Source organism: Cupriavidus necator, assembly GCF_016127575.1.
GTDB classification, from domain to species: Bacteria; Pseudomonadota; Gammaproteobacteria; order Burkholderiales; family Burkholderiaceae; genus Cupriavidus; species Cupriavidus necator_D.
This window is the reverse complement of sequence record NZ_CP066018.1, coordinates 1355806-1370894: the sequence shown is the minus strand read 5'-3', so window position 1 is coordinate 1370894 and position 15089 is coordinate 1355806. Positions and strand designations below refer to the sequence as shown.

At 69.4% G+C, this 15089-nt stretch carries 15 protein-coding genes; 3 read left to right on the top strand and 12 right to left on the bottom strand.

The window, feature by feature from the left end:
- Positions 1-12: 12 nt before the first annotated feature.
- The 5 genes from I6H87_RS06405 to I6H87_RS06385 all read right to left on the bottom strand — a co-directional run bounded on the left by I6H87_RS06405 (position 13) and on the right by I6H87_RS06385 (position 4908).
- Positions 13-1263, bottom strand: a complete 1251-nt coding sequence (locus I6H87_RS06405; protein WP_011614363.1) for a VanZ family protein — start codon at positions 1261-1263, stop codon at positions 13-15.
- 19 nt (positions 1264-1282) lie between these two features.
- On the bottom strand, positions 1283-1912 hold the full coding sequence (locus tag I6H87_RS06400) for an ABC-type transport auxiliary lipoprotein family protein (RefSeq protein WP_231881374.1): 630 nt from the start codon (positions 1910-1912) through the stop codon (positions 1283-1285).
- 70 nt (positions 1913-1982) lie between these two features.
- Positions 1983-2924, bottom strand: coding sequence for an MlaD family protein (locus I6H87_RS06395; RefSeq protein ID WP_011614365.1), 942 nt, complete (start codon positions 2922-2924; stop codon positions 1983-1985).
- A complete protein-coding gene (locus I6H87_RS06390; protein ID WP_010811499.1) occupies positions 2921-3775 on the bottom strand; it encodes an ABC transporter ATP-binding protein in 855 nt (284 codons plus the stop codon). The genes I6H87_RS06395 and I6H87_RS06390 overlap by 4 nt, the downstream gene beginning before the upstream one ends.
- Positions 3772-4908, bottom strand: coding sequence for an MlaE family ABC transporter permease (locus I6H87_RS06385; RefSeq protein WP_011614366.1), 1137 nt, complete (start codon positions 4906-4908; stop codon positions 3772-3774). Before I6H87_RS06385 ends, I6H87_RS06390 begins: the two co-directional genes overlap by 4 nt.
- 171 nt (positions 4909-5079) lie before the next feature.
- Between I6H87_RS06385 and I6H87_RS06380 the strand changes: the two genes are divergently transcribed.
- From I6H87_RS06380 to I6H87_RS06370, 3 genes are read left to right on the top strand one after another with little or no spacing between them, the layout of a single operon-like run.
- Positions 5080-5961, top strand: a complete 882-nt coding sequence (locus I6H87_RS06380; protein WP_037025304.1) for a biotin--[acetyl-CoA-carboxylase] ligase — start codon at positions 5080-5082, stop codon at positions 5959-5961.
- A complete protein-coding gene (locus I6H87_RS06375; protein ID WP_011614368.1) occupies positions 5958-6800 on the top strand; it encodes a type III pantothenate kinase in 843 nt (280 codons plus the stop codon). Before I6H87_RS06380 ends, I6H87_RS06375 begins: the two co-directional genes overlap by 4 nt.
- 41 nt (positions 6801-6841) lie before the next feature.
- Positions 6842-7558: an SPOR domain-containing protein gene (locus tag I6H87_RS06370; protein WP_010811503.1), complete on the top strand. Its 717-nt coding sequence runs from the start codon at positions 6842-6844 to the stop codon at positions 7556-7558.
- Positions 7559-7573: 15 nt separating this feature from the next.
- Here I6H87_RS06370 and rfaE2 read toward each other — a convergent pair whose 3' ends face one another.
- From rfaE2 to I6H87_RS06335, 7 genes are all read right to left on the bottom strand, one after another.
- On the bottom strand, positions 7574-8068 hold the full coding sequence (gene rfaE2, locus I6H87_RS06365) for a D-glycero-beta-D-manno-heptose 1-phosphate adenylyltransferase (RefSeq protein WP_010811504.1): 495 nt from the start codon (positions 8066-8068) through the stop codon (positions 7574-7576).
- A gap of 717 nt (positions 8069-8785) precedes the next feature.
- On the bottom strand, positions 8786-9649 hold the full coding sequence (locus I6H87_RS06360) for a ferritin family protein (RefSeq protein ID WP_010811505.1): 864 nt from the start codon (positions 9647-9649) through the stop codon (positions 8786-8788).
- Between the two features lie 200 nt (positions 9650-9849).
- The gene (locus I6H87_RS06355) at positions 9850-11115 is read right to left on the bottom strand and encodes a patatin-like phospholipase family protein (RefSeq protein WP_010811506.1); all 1266 of its coding nucleotides are present in this window, start codon (positions 11113-11115) and stop codon (positions 9850-9852) included.
- Positions 11116-11152: 37 nt separating this feature from the next.
- Complete coding sequence (gene phaM / locus I6H87_RS06350; protein ID WP_011614369.1) at positions 11153-11944, bottom strand: polyhydroxybutyrate granule multifunctional regulator PhaM; 792 nt, start codon at positions 11942-11944, stop codon at positions 11153-11155.
- 74 nt (positions 11945-12018) lie between these two features.
- The gene (locus I6H87_RS06345; protein WP_011614370.1) at positions 12019-12852 is read right to left on the bottom strand and encodes an enoyl-CoA hydratase/isomerase family protein; all 834 of its coding nucleotides are present in this window, start codon (positions 12850-12852) and stop codon (positions 12019-12021) included.
- A gap of 119 nt (positions 12853-12971) precedes the next feature.
- The gene (locus I6H87_RS06340; protein WP_010811509.1) at positions 12972-13952 is read right to left on the bottom strand and encodes a fumarylacetoacetate hydrolase family protein; all 981 of its coding nucleotides are present in this window, start codon (positions 13950-13952) and stop codon (positions 12972-12974) included.
- A gap of 82 nt (positions 13953-14034) precedes the next feature.
- Positions 14035-15033 (bottom strand): Bug family tripartite tricarboxylate transporter substrate binding protein, encoded by a 999-nt coding sequence (locus I6H87_RS06335; RefSeq protein ID WP_011614371.1) that lies wholly within the window; start codon positions 15031-15033, stop codon positions 14035-14037.
- Positions 15034-15089: the final 56 nt, after the last annotated feature.

Genomic DNA, 15089 nt, shown 5'->3' with positions numbered 1-15089 from the left:
GCCCCGTCAGCGCTATTCCTGCGTACCGGCCGCGGCCGCCTCACGGCGCGCCGCGGCTTTTTTCCTGGCATGGCGGCGCAGGCTGACCTGTTCGAAGCGCCAGATCACATAGCAGAATGCCAGGAACGGCCACAGCCAGCCCAGCCATTGCGCCAGGCTGTTGAAGTGGATGAAGCGGCCCATGCGCCAGCCTTGCTCCGAGATCCACGCATAGGGGTTGGATGGCAGCACATTGGTCAGCACCACCAGCACGATCAGTGCCACCATCGCCAGCACCGCGCGCAGCCAGCGCGGCAGGTACAGCAGCAGCGCCAGCACCAGCGAACTGGTCAGCAAGGCAAAGCGCCCGCCCTCGGACAGCCAGACAAAAGCGCTCTCGGACGGAAACTGCAGTTCGGCCGCGGTGGCCTTGAGCAGCAGCGCCGCCGCCAGCAGGCCGGCCAGGATGCGCAGCATCGGCGCGCTGCGGCGCATCGCGATCGAGGCGAACAGGCCGGTGCCGACCCAGCTGCTGGCGGTCACCAGCGATTCCAGCAACTGCTGGCTCTGCATGTCCTCGGGCCGCAGGCCGATATGGTCCTGCCAGGCCTCAAGCTGCGGGAACACCATCTGCAGCGCCTGCATCGGCCAGGACTCCGGGTCGGTCAGCCATTCGCGCACGATGCCGCCCATGCCGAACAGGTGCTCTTGCGGAAACACCTGCGCAAACGGCCACAGCAGCAGCAGGATGATGGCAAAGCTGGCGTGCGGCTCGAACCACGCATGGCGCAGGCGCGTCAGGCGCCCGTCGTCGATCAGGGCCCGGGTGAACGGCGCCACCACCGCGCCGCCCAGCAGCGCGCCCAGCGCATTGGTGATCAGGTCGATATTGGAAGAGATGCGGCTTGGCAGCCAGGTCTGGAAGGCCTCCATGCAGGCCGCCAGCAGCGTCCCGGCCACAAGCGCCACCAGCGTGGCGCGCCCGCCCGACATGCGCGGATGCAGCGACAGCACCACCAGCGCACCGAACGGGAAGTACCCCAGCACATTGGTCAGCAGGTCGAAGTCGGTGATGTAGCGCGGCTTGGGCGCGCTCAGGAAGGCAAACGGCGAAACGCCGTTGTCGACCCAGCCCGAGAACGGGTACAGGCTGGCGTACACGACCAGCAGCGTGAAGCAAATCAGCCCCACTCGGGCCAGCGGCGAGTGCTGCGGGCCGGTGGCTTCCGGCGTTGGCTGAGCCGCCGGGGGCGGCGCGGAGGGCGGCGGGGGAGCCGGCTCCATGGCATTTCTCCTTGCGTGTCTACTTTAGCTGCAGCGTGCCGATCCAGTCGAGCAGCGCCGCGATCACCGCGTCGCTGGCCTCGGCCAGGGCCTTCACGCCGCCGGCGCCATCGGCGCTGGCAGCGGGCCGGCGTGCCTCGAAGGTCTGCTGGCCGAGCATGCCATGCTGGAACACCGTGGCGCGCAGCCGCACCACGCCTTCGCTGGTGGTGGCGCTGTCGAACACCTGGTCGAACTCGATCAGGTCCACCTTCAGCGCCGGCACGCTGCTGTCGCCGAACCAGCTCAGCGTGCCGCGCGCGGCCACGGCCTCGCGCAGCCGCTCGTCGAACAGGCGCGTGGGCGACATCACCCAGCGCTGCGTGGCGTAGGCCTGCAGGCGCTGCGCCTGCGCATACTGCAGCCGGTAGAAGAGGGCGTTGCCATCCAGCCAGTTGGGCCCATCGGTCTGCGCCACGCGCAGTTTGGGCAGCCGCGCCGGCGCAGGGTTCCCGTTGCCGGGGGTGGTGGCGGCCGGCGGGCCGAGGTCGTAGGTGACGGTGGGGTCGTTGCCGCGCGTCAGCGCGCAGCCTGACAGCGCCAGCCCCGCGGCGGCCAGCAGCAGGGCGGCCTGGAGGCGGGAGATCGCGGATCGGAGCAAGCGTGGCATCTCGGTCGCAGGGTTCACGGCGGCATCTCGCGGTTGGCGGTATCGGGTGAGGGGCGGCATGCGGGCCGCGCTACGGCGCGCTGAAGCCCGGCTCGCCCGGACCCGGCGCGGGCGCGGGCGCGCCGAACAGCACGCTGCTCGGGCTTTCGTTGAACTGGCCGGCGGCGCGCTCGAAGGTGCGCGCGGTCTGGCGCGCGTCGCGGGCCAGGCCATTGAGCTGCGGCAGGGTCTCTTCGCTGAAGGTGCCCGCCGCGGACTGCACCGACGAGGCCGCGCCCTGCAGGTCGCGCCCGACGCTGTCGACGGTGCGCATCACTGTGCCGTTGGGGTTGGCCAGCTCCTGCGTCAGGCGCCGGGTCGATTCCAGCGTGGCGTTCAGGTTCTCGGTCACCTTCGGCAGCCGGTTGGCGGCCGGGCCCAGCGAATCGGACAACCGCGAGTAGTCCTCGGCGGTCTTGCGCACCGAGCGGATCGCGGCCATCAGCTCGGCGCGGTTGGCGCCCTGGAACATGTCGTTGAGCGAGGCCATCATCGTCTCGACCTGTGTCAGCAGCGAATCGCCGCGTTTTTCCAGCTCTTCGAAGAAGCCGGGGCGCATGGCGATGCGGGCCACCGCCTTGGGCGAGGTCGGCAGCGGCGGCGAGGCCGTGGTGCCGTCGTGCGTAGCGCTGTCGTCCAGCTGCACGTAGGCGATTCCGGTCACGCCCTGGAAGCCCAGCGTGCCATAGGTGGTGCGCGTGATCGGCGTGTCCTTGTTGACGTTGACGCGCACAATGATCTGGCCCGGCACCTGCGGGTCGAACTTGATCGACTCGACCTTGCCCACCGCAAGCCCGCGGTATTTCACATCGCCCTGCGGCTGCAGGCCGTTGACGGTGGAGCGTGTGATCAGGTCATACGGCACGCGCACCGCGTGGTCGGTGCTGAACCAGAAGATCGCGAACAGCACCAGCACGGCCAGCCCGATGGTGAACACGCCGGCAAGGAATGCGTGTGACTTGTTTTCCATCATGCTTCTCCAGGGGGCGGCGCATCCGGCTGCGCGTGCGGCGGCAGCGCCTGCATGGCGCGCTGGGCGCGCTCGCCCAGGAAATACTCGCGGATGAAGGGGTGGTCCACCTTCACCACTTCAGGGATCGGCGCCGCGGCGATCACCTTGTGGTCGGCCAGCACCGCGACGCGGTCGGACAACGCCACCAGCGTGTCCAGGTCGTGCGTGATCATCACCACCGTCAGGCCCAGTTCGCGGCGCAGTTCGCGGATCAGCGCCACGTAGTCGTCCGAGGCCATCGGGTCCAGCCCGGCGGTGGGCTCATCCAGGAACAGCAGCTCGGGCTCCAGCGCCAGCGCGCGCGCCAGCGCCACGCGCTTGATCATGCCGCCGGACAGGTCCGACGGCATCTTGTCGGCATCGCGCGCTGATAGCCCCACCAGTTGCAGCTTGAGCAGCGCCGCCTGGCAGATCAGGTTGTCGGGCAGCGCGCGCAGCTCACGCAGCGGCAGCGCGATATTGTCGATCACCGACAGCGCCGAGAACAGTGCGCCGCGCTGGAACTGCAGCCCCCAGCGGTTGCGCAGCGCCTGCAGCTGCGCCGGGCGCAGCCGGGTCGGGTCCTCGCCGAACACCTTGATGCTGCCCGAGGTGGGCCGCTCCAGCCCCACGATCTGGCGCAGCAGCACGGTCTTGCCGCTGCCGGACCCGCCCACGATCGACAGCACCTCGTCGCGGTAGACGTCCAGGTTCACGTGGTCATGCACCATGGCCTTGCCGAAGCGCTTGACCAGGTTGCGCACCTCGATGACCGGGGTGCGGTCCTTTTGGACCTTCCCGTCCTGGGTGGCGGTAGCTGGCGCGGCGCTCACAGGCCCACGTCCTTGAACAGGACGGCGAAGACCGCGTCGGCCAGGATCACGATGGTGATCGCGGTCACCACCGAGGCGGTGGTGCCTTCGCCCAGGCTTTGCGTATTTGGCTTGATGCGCAGCCCGAAGTGGCATGCGGTCAGCGCGATCAGGATGCCGAACACCACGCCCTTGCCCAGCCCCAGCCACAGGTTGGCTACCGGCACCGCATCGGGCAGCTCGCGCAGGAAGAAGGTGGCACTGATGCCCAACTGCATGCGCGCGGCCAGCATGCCACCGGCCAGCGCCATCACGTCGGTCCACGCCACCAGCAGCGGCATGGCGATGGCCAGCGCGATCACGCGCGGCATGATCAGCCGGAAGCCGTGCGAGATGCCCATCACGCGCATCGCGTCGAGCTCCTCGGTCACGCGCATCACGCCGATCTGCGCGGTGATGGCCGAACCCGAGCGCCCCGCGATCAGGATCGCCGCCAGCACCGGGCCCAGCTCGCGGATCACCGCCATGCCCAGGATGTTGACGATAAAGGTGCTGGCGCCGAAAGTGCGCAGCTGGTTGGCCGACAGGTAGGACAGCACGATGCCGATCAGGAAGCCGACCAGCGCGGTGATGCCCAGCGCCTTGTAGCCCACGTTGTAGATATTGGCCGAGATCTCGCGCCATGGGCCGCGCTGCGGCACACCCGCAAAGCGCAGCAGATCGAAGGCCAGCTGGCCCAGCATGGTGATGCCGCTGCGCAGCTGCGCGCCGAACGACAGCACGTTGGCGCCGAACAGCGTGATCGGGTTGAAGCGGTCCACCATGTGCTTCTTCCACCCCTCGTTCTGCACCGCGGCGATGCGCTCGAACACGCGGCGCTGGCCCTCGCTGGCATCGAGCCGCTGCGGCAGCGCGCCGTTCCAGGCCTGCCACAGCAGTTGCCCGCCGATATGGTCCAGCCGCTCGACGCCGGCCAGCGACCACTGCGCGCTGTCTGGCGCCTGCGCCAGCTCATGCAGCTGCGCGCGCAGTTGCCGCGCCTGGTGGCAGCCGGCCAGGGCGAGCGCGGTCCAGTCGCCACGCAGCGCTACGCTGACGGTTCCGTCCCCGCGCGTGATATGGAAGTCTGGCGTCGTCTGGCGTTCCAAGGGCATGCGATGTGATGGCCGAGTCTCGATTCTAAGCCACCCGCCCCGCTGGCGCGACCGCGCCGTGCCGAGGCGGCGGCGCGGCTACAATGCGGCATCTGCCGCAGGCACCCGGGCCGCACCCCGTCCCCGCCTGTGTTTTCTACGATCGCCATCGATCCCAACCCTTTGCCGCGCATGTCCGCCGTTCCTCCGACTCCATCCGACCCTTCCGCCCCATCCGGCGCCAACTGGCGCATTGATGCCGGCGCGCTGCGCGGCATGCTGTCGCCCGCGCTGAGCGACTGGACGCTGGAGCTGGTGGAGGAAACCGGCTCCACCAATGCCGACCTGACCGCGGCCTGCCGCCAGGCGCCGTGGACCGACGCCGCCAGGCTGCGCCTGGCTTACCGCCAGACCGCCGGGCGCGGGCGTCAGGGCCGGCCGTGGCAGGGGCAGGCAGGCATGACCTTCTCGGTGGCACTGCCACTGGCGCTGGCGCCGGCGCAACTGAGCGGCCTGAGCCTGGCCGTGGGCCTGGCGCTGGCCGAGGCCCTGGGCGATGTCGATGCGCGACTCGGCGCACGGATCGGGCTGAAATGGCCCAACGACCTCCAGATCGATGGCCGCAAGCTGGCCGGCATCCTGATCGAGTCGGTGCCCGCCGGGCCGCAGCGCGTCTGGGCCGTGATCGGCATCGGCCTGAACCTGGTGCGCGACGCGCAGATGGAAGCGGCGCTGGGCCGCGAGCTGGCTGGCGTGGCCGAGGCCATGCCCGGCTTCGACGCGCAGCGCGATGCCCCGCGCCTGCTGGCCGCGCTGCTGGAACGGCTGGCGGCCATGCGCATCGCGTTCCTGGCGCACGGTTTCGGGCCGATGGCACGGCGCTGGTCCGCGGCCGATGCCTACCGCGACCAGCCGGTGCGGCTGCTGCACGAGGGCAAGGTGATCGCCGAAGGCATGGCGCGCGGCGTCGACGAGGCTGGCCACCTGCTGCTGGAAACGCCGGCGGGGCTTGAGCGCATCGCCAGCGGCGAGCTGTCGCTGCGGCCCGCGCCGGGGCAGGGAGACACCGCATGAGCGCGCCGCTCCTGCTGATCGATATCGGCAATACCCGCCTCAAGTGGGCCTGGTGCGAAGCCGGTGCGGCGCTGCCCGCCACCAGCGCGCTGCCCACGCCGTGGCAGCACGGCGGCGCGGTTACCCATGCCGACGCCGGCGCGCTGCAGGCGCTGGCCGCTGACCTGCGCGCGCTGCGCGGCAGCGGGCCGATGCCGTCGGTGTGGATCAGCAACGTCGCCGGGCCGGTGATCGCGGCCGCCGTGGATGTGGCGCTGGCCGACGCCTTCGGAGGCTGTGCGCCGGTGCAATGGGTGCGCAGCGCCGCCGCGCACGGCAACCTGGCCAACGGCTACCGCGAGCCCACGCAACTGGGCGTGGACCGCTGGGTCGGCGCCATCGGCGCGCACCGCTGGCTGCCGCACGACACACTGCTGGTGGTGACCGCGGGCACGGCCACCACGCTGGATATCGTCACGGCCGCGGCGGATGGCAGCGCGCGCTTCGAGGGCGGCCTGATCCTGCCCGGGCTGGCGCTGATGCTGGGCACGCTGGCGCGCAACACCGCGCAGTTGCCGGCGCTGGACGTGGACGATGCCGGCACCGTGGCCGGCGCGCACCTGCGCTGGGCCGACAATACGCACGACGCCATTGCCGCGGGCTGCCTGGCCGCGCAGGCCGGCGCCATCGAACGCACCTGGCGTGTGCTGGGCGAGCGCGGGCCGGGCCCCGTGCGCTGCCTGCTGTCCGGCGGTGCCCGCGGCGCGCTGGCAGGCGCGCTCGCCGTGCCGTTCGAGATGCACGATAATCTGGTGCTGCTCGGCCTGCACGCGATGGCGATGGCATCGGCCGGCGACTAGCGCGCAGCGCAACTTCTCACAGCCTCAATCCGCCCCGACCCATGACCGCCCCAGGCCAGCCCGCCCGGCCACGCTCGCCGCGCATCGTCCCGCTGTTGCTGCTGCTCGCCAATGCCGTGCTGCTGGGGGCGGTGCTCGGGGTGTTCGGCGCGAACCCGCTGGCCGGCTGGTTTGAAACCCCGCGTGAACCGCAACGGCTGCAGCAGCAAGTTCGTGGGGAGCGGATGCGGGTGCAGGCGCCGGCGTCGGCACCGGCGGCGGGTGCCGCACCGCGCAGCGCGCTGCCGTCCGCCACGCTGGCGGCAGCTTGCGTCGAGATCGGTGGCTTCAGCGCCCAGGCGGCGCGCCGCGCCACTGAAGACCTGGCCGCCGCCGCGCTGCGCGTGGAAGCGTTCGCGCGGCAGGAACAGGTGCGCTGGTGGGTCCATCTGCCCGCGCAGCCCACGCGCGAGCATGCCGAGCGCAAGCTGGCCGAACTGCGCCGGCGCAATGTGACCGAGTACTCGCTGGTGACCGCTGGCACGCCCGAGGCCCCCACCTATACGGTGTCGCTGGGCCTCTTCCGCGAGCGCGAGCGTGCCGAGCAATATCTCGATACCCTGCGCGGCTACGGCGTGCGTACCGCCATGCTGACCGAGGCCGCGCGGCCGCTCACGCGGCAGTGGCTGCGCGTGCGCGATGCCGACCACGCGGCGCGTGCCCGGCTCGAGGCCATGCGCCAGCGCTACGGCGCCGAGGACGTGCTGGCCTGCTCCTGAGCGCCCTGGGCTGCCTTAGCTGCCCTGGCGCACCCTGGTCAGCAGCTTGGTGGTCGAGCGGTCGTGCAGGAAGGGGATGGCGTAGGCCTGCCCGCCCCAGCTGCGCACCAGCCGGGTTTCTTCCAGCGTGTCGATGTCGTAGTCGCCGCCCTTGACGTAGATGTCGGGGCGCACCAGGCGGATCAGTTCCACCGGGGTCTGTTCGCGGAACATCGCCACCAGGTCGACCGACTCCAGCGCGGCCAGCAGCGCCATGCGGTCCGATTCATGGTTCAGCGGACGGTCGTCGCCCTTGCCCAGCATCTTTACGGAAGCATCGCTGTTGACGCCAACCACCAGGCTTGCGCCCAGTGCGCGCGCCTGTGCCAGGTAGGTGGCATGGCCGCGGTGCAGGATGTCGAAGACGCCATTGGTGAACACCAGCGGGCGCGGCAAGGCGGCGATGCGCGCGGCCAGCGCGGCGGGGGTGTCAGGCAGGGTCAGCTTGGATTCGAAAGCGGGTACGGACATGGGGTCGGCATCGGAAAGTGGAGGCTGGCCCCTGGTCGGAGCCGGCGTGCTTGCCCGAGATGGTACCCCTTCTTGGGATCCCCGCCGGCGGCGGGGTCCTGGTTACCCCGTCACGCACAGCCTCATGGCCGCGTCGTTGGCGACATCCCTGGCTGCCGGATCGGAGACCGGCCGGGCCTGCTGCACCGACGCGGTGGCAATGCCGCGCAAGGCGCCCTGCAGCGCCTGCCGCACGGCGTCGATATGCGCGGCCTGCGCGTTGCTGCCAGCTGCGGCTGGCGCTAATTCCGATATTATCGGAATTGCTAGGCATTACACCACGAATTAAATGAATTCGTAATGCTGGATTTACATCGAATTGATGGCCGGGGTAATTGAGGCGTGATTTAAATATTCTATTTCCGGATATAAATCTATTCGACAAACGGACGCCAGGCGTGGGTTTGCCGCCGCCGCGCGAGAGCGCGGCAGTGCGCGGGACGGGAATGGAATGATGTAGTAACCGGTTACTACCTGCGTGGCAACTCGCTCGTTTATCATGCCAGGCGCTCGAATTTCCGGGACAAGGAAATCAGCATCGCAGAATACCCGCCACAGCCGGACCAGGTCCGGTGCGCCGCCGCGGGTCGCATTTGTCGGGAATGCGTCAAGGCAAAAGAAGGGAAAAGAAAAGCCCCGCTTCGGCGGGGCTTTTTTTCGTGCTGCCGGACTGGCCGCTCAGGCTTGCGCCGGCTGGGCCCCGCCCGAGCCTTGCAGGCTGGCGTTCAGTTCCTTGCGGTAGCGGTTCAGGTCCTGCACGGTTTCGAAGGTGCGTTCGAACAGCAGCGACATGTTGTGCAGAATCCGTTCGATGACCTTCTTCTCCCAGCCTTCGTCAAAGCGGATCTGCTCGTCCAGCCAGTGCTCGAGCCAGTCCGGATCCGGCAGGCGCGACTGCACCGTGTCGTTGGGGAACAGCGCCTTGTTGACGTGCAGGTTGGTCGGGTGCAGCGGCTTCTCGGTGCGGCGGGCCGAGGCCATCAGCACGCCGATCTTGGCAAAGGCGGCGCGCGCGCTGTCGCCGAACTGCGCCAGGTATTTCTTCATGTAGCGCAGGTAGGCGCCGCCATGGCGGGCTTCATCCTGCGACAGGGTGCGGTAGATATGCTTGATCACCGGTTCCGTGTGCCATTCGGCGGCGCGGCGGTACCAGTGGTTCAGGCGGATCTCGCCGCAGAAATGCAGCATCAGGGTTTCCAGCGGCGGGGCCGGGTCGAACTCGAAGCGCACCGCGTGCAGTTCTTCCTCGGTCGGCACCAGGTCCGGGCGGAAGCGGCGCAGGTACTCCATCAGCACCAGCGAGTGCTTCTGTTCCTCAAAGAACCAGATGCTCATGAACGCCGAAAAATCAGAATCGTGGCGGTTGTCGCGCAGGAACATCTCGGTCGCGGGCAGGGCGGACCATTCCGTGATCGCATTCATCCGGATGGTCTTGGCCTGGTCGTCCGTCAGCATGCTGGCGTCAAAGGAGTCCCAGGGGATGTCCTTGTCCATGTGCCAGCGGACGGCTTCCAACGATTTGAACAGTTCGGGGTAGAGCATGGTAAGCCTTTGAAATTACGGGCAGATTCTACCAGATGCGAATTATTCTCTTCTCCTTTTTTAGTCCGGATCGGGGCAAATGCAACGCTTTTTGACGCGGTTTGGCGCAGCCGGCTGCATATTGCGGGCGATCAGCGGAGCGCCGAGGCGTCAATGTGCCAGCCGCGGCGCCTGGCAGGACGCCATGTGCTGGCGGGTGCTCAGGGCGAAAGCGCGCGTTCGTCCACCGGCAGCGCGGCCGGTGGCGTGCCCGGGACGACGCCGAACAGGAACGCCGCCAGCTCGTCCGCCTGGGCCTCGGCATCGCGCTCGCCCAGTGCCATCAGGGCTTGGGTGAAGGCGGGTTCGAACAGCAGGTAGCTGGCGAAGGCGGCGCCGCGCGCCTCGGTGCCGCCCAGTGGCGCCAGCAGGGCGCGCACCGTGCGCGGCAGCTGCTTCTGGTGCTCGGCGGCAATGGCTTCGATCGGCTCGCTGGGGGAGATCGTCATCACCTGCACCGGGCGCCAGCCCTCGCGGTCGCCGGCCAGCTCCGGCATGCGCGCCAGCAGGCGGTTGATATGCAGCAGCCGTTCCAGGTCGGCGTTGAGCCCGTCCAGGAAGATGCTGGCGAGCGCCTGTCCGCCCACCTGCGCCAGCGACGGGTAGCCGCCGGCCGGCATGGTGTCGTACCAGCCCGAGCGCTGGCGCGAGGCCGCGCCGATCGCCAGCACGCGCGACGCGCCCAGGTGGATCGCCGGCGACAGCGGCGACATCTGCCGCATGGTGCCGTCGCCGAACCACTCATGGTGGCCGTCCAGCTCCAGCGGCATGGCCGGGAACAGGAACGGGATCGACGCGGATGCCAGCAGGTGGTCAACCGTGATCGGCGCCGGGATCGCAATGCGCTGGCTGCGGTGCCACGGATGGATGCGGTGGTGCGACTGGTAGAAGGTCACGTGGCGCCCGGTGCTGTAGGACAGCGCGGTGACCGCGAAGGCCTGCAGCGCACCGCTGTCCAGGCTGGCCTGCACGCGCTCGGGCTCGAACAGCTCGCCCAGCATGCTGCCCAGCGGGGTGTTGTCGAACAGGGCACGGGGCGCGCGCCGCTGCGTGGCCCAGCCCAGCGCCAGCGTGGACAGCCAGCGCGCACCCGACACGCCCACGCGCAGCACGTCGGTGCGGTAGACGTCGTCGGCATGGATGCTGTGCCACAGCGCCGCCAGGCTCTGCGTGGCGGCCTGGAAGTCCCCCGCCTGGATTGCCAGCCCGGCGCCGTTGATCGCCCCTGCCGAGGTTCCGGCGATGATGCCGAAGGGCATCGCGCCATGGCCCTTGCCGTGCCGCGCGGCAATGCGCGCCAGCCCGCTCAGCACGCCCGCCTGGTAGGCGGCGCGCGCGCCGCCGCCCATCATGATCAGCGCGGTGGCGGCGGGATTGGGTCCGGATTGCGACGCGGGGTGGGGGGCCGGGAAGGACTCGCGGTGCATTGCGTTGGTGTGGACGATTTGTCGGAGTATCTGGCGGTCAGGCTGCGCTGCTGCCGTTGGCGCCGTTGTTGCCCCCGTTCTTGCCATTGTCCTCGCCGTTGCCGGCGTCCCTGGCCGGTTTTGCCTTGGCCGCCTTTTTGGCCGGCGCCTTCTTTGCCGGCGCTTTCCTGGCGGCGGGCTTGCCCGTGCCGGCGGAGGCGGCCTTGCCAGGCGCGTCCGTCTTCGGTTTTGCAGCCGCCGCTTGCGCTGCGGCGTCGGGGCTGGCTGCGGTGCCGAAGCCGCCCACGCCGCCCATGCCGAACGGGGCGATGCTGGCCGCGGCGGCGCTGCTGGCGATCTGGTTGAACTGCTGTTGCAGCAGGTCCCACCACAGCGCGGCGTTGGGCGGCAAGGCGGAATCGGTGTCGCTTGCCGCAGCTTGCGGGCGCTCGGCGGCAGGCGGCTCTTGTTGCGTGCCGCTGTCGGCATCCGCGCCGGCGTCGCGCTCCGGCGCTGCGGCGCTGGGCGTGTTGGCCGCGCGCGCGACGTTTTCCATGGCGGACTGCATGGCCTCGGGCGACAGCGCGTTGCCGAAGGTCTGCAGCGCCACCAGCGTGGCGCGCTGCACTTCCAGGCCCTGGATGGTGGTGCGCAGCAGGTTGGTGTTCAGTTGCAGCCAGCTCTCCACGGCCTTCAGGTCGGCAATGCGCTTGTCGAGGTCGTCGAGGTCCATCGGCGGCGTCATTGCCTGCAGGCCGGGCATCATGCCGGCGGGCATGCCGCTGCCGCTGCCCCACAGCCGGCGCATGAAGTCGAAGCCGTTGGTGAAATCGGGAATCTGTCCGAACATGGTCGAGCGCTCCGTGTGCGGCGCAGCCCCGGGATTGGCCAGGAGGGCCCGTCGGGCCGGCGGCTGCGTCGTCGTTACCTGAACTGTGGCGGCCGCTTCTGGCGCAGGCTCGCCACGCCTTCGTGCACGTCGGGGCCGGCAAAGCCCATGAATTCAAGCGCCAGCGAGGTGTCGAAGGCGGGGCCGGCCATGCGCAGCCAGTTATTGAGGGCGTACTTGGTCCAGCGGATCGCGGTCTGCGACCCGGCCGCCAGCCGGTTGGCCACCTCGAAGGCGCGCGCCACCAGTTCGTCCTCTTCCACCGCCAGCGAGACCAGGCCGATCCGCTCGGCTTCCTCGCCGCTGACCGACTCGCACAGCATCAGATAGTACTTGGCCTTGGCCATTCCGCACAGCAGCGGCCACACGATCGCGGCATGGTCGCCGGCGGCCACGCCCAGCCGGGTATGGCCGTCGACGATGCGCGCGCTCCTGGCCGCGATCGAGATATCTGCCAGCAGGCCCGCCACCAGCCCGGCGCCGACGGCGGGACCGTGCATGGCTGAGACCACCGGCTTGTCGCAGTTGATGACGTTGTAGACCAGGTCGCGCGCCTCGTGCCAGACGCGGGTGCGGGTCTCGAAGTCGTTGGCCATGTCTTCCACCAGCGCCAGGTCGCCGCCGGCGGAGAAGCCCTTGCCCTCGCCGCGGATCAGCGCCACGCGCACCTCGGGGTCGGCGGATACGTCGCGCCAGATCTCGGCCAGCTCGCGGTGCATGTTGGCGTCCGCCGTGGCCAGCTTCTGGTTGGCCGACTGGGCCGCGCCCATGATGATTTCGAGGATGGGGCCGTGGCGGCGCAGCGTCAGTGCGCGATAGCGCTCGTAGCGGGGGGAGAGGGGGGTGGGGTCAGCGGTGGGGGTAGTCATTGGGGGCCTGAGAGGAAGGGGTTAGCGGCGCGCCGCATGCATCGTTATTTGCCAACCGATCGGTCGGTTAATTATATGCACATCCGGCTCGCCGCCGCAGCCAGCGGCCCCCACCTGCGTCAGGCCGCTGCCACCAGCTGGTCGATCGCGCCGAATACCGAATGGCCCTGCGCGTCGAACATCTCGATCTTGACCGCGTCGCCGAACTTCATGAACTCGGTCACGGGCTTGCCTTCATCGATGGTTTCCAGCATGCGCTTCTCGGCAATGCAGCAGTAGCCCTTCTTGCGATCAACGTTGGAGATCGTGCCCGAGCCCACGATGCTGCCGGCGCGCACGTTGCGGGTCTTGCAGATATGCGCGATCAGCTGGCCGAAATCGAACACCATGTCAGTGCCGCAGTCGGGCTGGCCCACCTTCTTGCTGTTCCAGTGCACGGTCATCGGCAGATGCACCTTGCGCTCGCGCCAGGCTTCGCCGAGTTCGTCGGGCGTCACCGCCACCGGCGAGAACGCCGTGGCGGGCTTGCTCTGGAAGAAGCCGAAGCCCTTGCCCAGTTCGGCCGGGATCAGGTTGCGCAGCGAGACATCGTTGGCCAGCATCACCAGGCGGATGGCGTCGCCGGCCTGCTCGGGCGTGGCGCCCATCCTCACGTCGCCGGTGATCACGGCCACCTCGGCCTCGAAGTCGATGCCGAAGGCCTCGCTGGCGCAGACGATATCGTCCTGCGGCCCGACGAAGTCGTCCGAGCCGCCCTGGTACATCAGCGGGTCGGTCCAGAACTCGGCTGGCATCTCGGCGCCGCGCGCCTTGCGCACTAGCTCCACATGGTTGACATAGGCCGAGCCGTCGGCCCACTGGTAGGCGCGCGGCAGCGGTGCCATGCAGTCCCTGGGGGCGAACGCGAACGGGTGGCGTGCGCGGCCGGCGTTGAGCGCGTCGTACAGGTCCTGCAGCTGGGGCGCGTAGAAATTCCAGTCGTCCAGCACGGTCTGCAGCTTGCCGGCGATGTCGGTGGCGTAGTGGGCTTGCTTCAGGTCGCGCGACACGACCACCAGCTGGCCGTCGCGCGAACCGTCCTTCAGGGTTGCGAGTTTCATGGGTGCGATGGGGTAGGGATCAGGGGCGCCTGCATCGCAGGCGCGTTGGCCGCTAGTCTACCGTGGCCTGCCCGCGCGCCAGTCAGTCGACGGTGATGCCCTTGGCCTTGATCAGCTTGCCCCAGCGCTCGCCCTCGGCGCGCGCGTAGCTGGCGAATTCCTCGGGCGTGCTGTAGACCGCCTCCACGCCCACGCCTTCCAGCTTCTTCTGCACCTCGGGCGTCTTCAGCGCCTTGACCAGCTCGGCATTCAGGCGCGTGACCACGGCCTTGGGCGTGCCGGCCGGCGCCACCATGCCTTGCCAGGCGTAGGCCTCGAAGCCGGCCACGCCGCCCTCGGCCACGGTCGGCACGCCGGGCAGCACGGTAAGGCGCTTGGGCGTGGCCACGCCGAGCGCGCGCAGCTTGCCCGCCTGCACGTTCTGCTGGCCCGAGGCCAGGTCCAGGAACATCAGGTCGACCTGGCCCGCGAGCAGGTCCTGCACCGCCGGCGCCGCGCCCTTGTAGGGCACGTGCGTCATCTTGACCCGGGTCTGGTCCATGAACAGTTCCATCGCCAGGTGGTGCGGGCTGCCCGCGCCCGGCGAGGCGAAATTGACCTTGCCCGGGTTCTTCTGCGCGTACGCGACCACTTCCTTGAGCGTGCGCGCCGGGAAGTTGGGATTGGCCACCAGCACCAGCGGGAAGCGCGCAAGCTGGCCGATGTAGACGAAGTCCTTGTCCGGGTTGTACGGCAGCTTCTTGTACAGCGACGGATTGGCGGCCAGCGTGGCGGTGTCGGCGGTCAGCACGGTGTAGCCGTCGGGCTTGGCATGCGCCACGGCATCGGCGCCGACGATGGTGGCCGCGCCCGGGCGGTTGTCGATCACCACCTGCTTGCCCAGCCCCGGGGTGATGGCCTGCGCCACAGTGCGCGCCACCACGTCGGTGCCGCCGCCGGCGGGATAGGGCACGACCCAGCGGATCGGCTGCGACGGCCAGTCATCGGCGCGCGCGGGGGCGCTGGCGGTGAACAGGGCAGCAAACAGAGTACCGGCCGTCAATGCGGCGAGGGCGGGGCGGAAGTGGCCAAGGGGGCGCATCGGTTGTCTCCGTGTTAAAAAGGGGCCCGGTTCGGGCGGGCTTGCACGAGAGGCAT

Coding starts and splice junctions, on each gene's coding strand:
- rfaE2 (WP_010811504.1), bottom strand. CDS start 8,068: ATGTCCGTACCCGCTTTCGAATCCAAGCTGACCCTGCCTGACACCCCC.
- I6H87_RS06345 (WP_011614370.1), bottom strand. CDS start 12,852: ATGACTACCCCCACCGCTGACCCCACCCCCCTCTCCCCCCGCTACGAG.
- phaM (WP_011614369.1), bottom strand. CDS start 11,944: ATGTTCGGACAGATTCCCGATTTCACCAACGGCTTCGACTTCATGCGC.
- I6H87_RS06405 (WP_011614363.1), bottom strand. CDS start 1,263: ATGGAGCCGGCTCCCCCGCCGCCCTCCGCGCCGCCCCCGGCGGCTCAG.
- I6H87_RS06355 (WP_010811506.1), bottom strand. CDS start 11,115: ATGCACCGCGAGTCCTTCCCGGCCCCCCACCCCGCGTCGCAATCCGGA.
- I6H87_RS06370 (WP_010811503.1), top strand. CDS start 6,842: ATGACCGCCCCAGGCCAGCCCGCCCGGCCACGCTCGCCGCGCATCGTC.
- I6H87_RS06375 (WP_011614368.1), top strand. CDS start 5,958: ATGAGCGCGCCGCTCCTGCTGATCGATATCGGCAATACCCGCCTCAAG.
- I6H87_RS06335 (WP_011614371.1), bottom strand. CDS start 15,033: ATGCGCCCCCTTGGCCACTTCCGCCCCGCCCTCGCCGCATTGACGGCC.
- I6H87_RS06395 (WP_011614365.1), bottom strand. CDS start 2,924: ATGATGGAAAACAAGTCACACGCATTCCTTGCCGGCGTGTTCACCATC.
- I6H87_RS06400 (WP_231881374.1), bottom strand. CDS start 1,912: ATGCCACGCTTGCTCCGATCCGCGATCTCCCGCCTCCAGGCCGCCCTG.
- I6H87_RS06340 (WP_010811509.1), bottom strand. CDS start 13,952: ATGAAACTCGCAACCCTGAAGGACGGTTCGCGCGACGGCCAGCTGGTG.
- I6H87_RS06385 (WP_011614366.1), bottom strand. CDS start 4,908: ATGCCCTTGGAACGCCAGACGACGCCAGACTTCCATATCACGCGCGGG.
- I6H87_RS06380 (WP_037025304.1), top strand. CDS start 5,080: ATGTCCGCCGTTCCTCCGACTCCATCCGACCCTTCCGCCCCATCCGGC.
- I6H87_RS06360 (WP_010811505.1), bottom strand. CDS start 9,649: ATGCTCTACCCCGAACTGTTCAAATCGTTGGAAGCCGTCCGCTGGCAC.